This is a genomic window from Blautia sp. MSK17_66 (genome assembly GCF_020538025.1).
In the GTDB taxonomy this organism is placed as follows: Bacteria; Bacillota; Clostridia; order Lachnospirales; family Lachnospiraceae; genus Blautia_A.
In genome coordinates this window covers 1-1,663 of the sequence record NZ_JAJBNQ010000065.1, presented here as the reverse complement: position 1 = coordinate 1,663, position 1,663 = coordinate 1, and the positions used below count along the sequence as shown (strand labels likewise).

The window sequence follows — 1,663 nt, the reverse complement described above, 5'->3', positions numbered from 1 at the left end:
CGGAAAAAGGTAAAAAAAACTCATTGATAAGATTAGCGGTCAAGGCGAGAGGGAGTGAGGTGCAAAAGACTATGGCAAAATACACCAAAAGGAGAGATAAAAGAGGGTATGAGTGGAAGTCTGCTTATCGGGAGAAAGAAGCCCTTATGTTGGAGAGGGGATACCCGGAAGTAAGTCCTCATGATTTCTATCGGGAGTTGTTTCCGGCTGGCAGTCTCCAGCAAGAGCCGGAGGACGGAAAAGGTAATATTATAGCGACACAGATTAGACCGTCTGGCAAAGGAAGAACCCGGCAGTGGGTAATTGATGATAGTCTGAAAATGCTGGATAAGGTCATAGGAGATAGGTTTGGGCTGATACCGCCTATTAGTTTTTACGGAAAGTCACACACGAAAGAGAACGCTCATGAGCTGTTTGCGGTGGTGGTGGACGTGGATTATGTAGGCAAACAGCAGTTAAAGAACCTGTTGAAGCAGTTTGGGAATGGTGTGCAGCTTCGTCCGACTTATCTTGTCAGCTCCGGCAAGGGGGTACATCTTTACTATTTCTTGCAGGAGCCGGTTCAGTTGTATCGAAACCGGGAAGAAGTGCTTGCGGAGCTGAAAGAAGCCTTTATCCGGCGGCTATGGAATGATACCAGCTCTATCCGTCCGGACAGCCCGGATATAACCGGAATTTATCAAGGTTTCCGGTGTGTGGGGAGTCAGTCGAAGCTGGGTGCAGATTTCCCAGTAAAAGCCTATAAGCTGTCAGAGAACCGTTACACGCTGGAGGACATAAAAGCCAGCATACCGAGCTGTAAGGTAGACCTTGCTCCGTTGTACGAGAAGCCGAGAAGAAAAAGTACCGTTACGCTGGAAGAAGCAAAGGAGCTGTACCCGGAATGGTATGAGAAGCGGATCGTGCAGGGAGAGCCGAAGCAGAAAAGTAAGAAGCAGGGCGGTACGTGGGTATGTAACGAAGCTTTATATGAGTGGTGGAAACGGAAAATAACCGAGGAAGTGAAAGCCGGAGGGCGTTACTTTTCTATTATGGCGTTGTGCTCTTATGGCTTGAAGTGTGGCATATCCGAGCAGAAGATACGGAGAGACGCCTATGCGTTCCTGGACCATTTAGAGAGCCTTACCGAGGACGAGGACAACCATTTCAGCCGGGCAGATGTGAAAGACGCTCTTCGGGCATTGAAAGGGGACAGAAAAAGGCTGTCAACGATAGCAAGCCGGGAATGGATAGAGGACAACACAAAGGTTACGATACCAGCAAATAAGCGGAATTACAGAAAGCAAAAAGACCATGTAAAGGTTATGAATACTATGAAAGCTTTAAAAAAGCAGTTAGGAGAAGAAGTAAAAGAGGGTAGACCAAAAGGGAGTGGAACAGCGGAGCAGACAGTCAGAGAATGGCAGGAGAGCCACCCAGCAGGAAAGAAAGCGGACTGCATTCGAGAGACAGGATTGAGCAAGCCCACCGTTTACAAGTGGTGGAAGTAGGGCATACTTGAAATGCCGAAAGGCATATGCTATAATGCCAGTAGGCAAGAAAGACGAAAGTGCTCATTGTGGCACGCAAAAAGCCCCGGAGGTCGCAACTCCGGGGCTTTTCTATTCCGTTGTGGCAAGGTGGCTTATTCCTTAGGCTGGCTACCGCCTATTTATCTCCGTCC

At 48.4% G+C, this 1,663-nt stretch carries 1 protein-coding gene; it reads left to right on the top strand.

Translation table 11 applies throughout. The features are described from left to right. Positions 1–1,490 (top strand): hypothetical protein (locus tag LIR34_RS17450; RefSeq protein ID WP_306767782.1); only part of this gene is annotated, 1,490 nt, incomplete at its 5' end. Positions 1,491–1,663 lie beyond the last annotated feature (173 nt).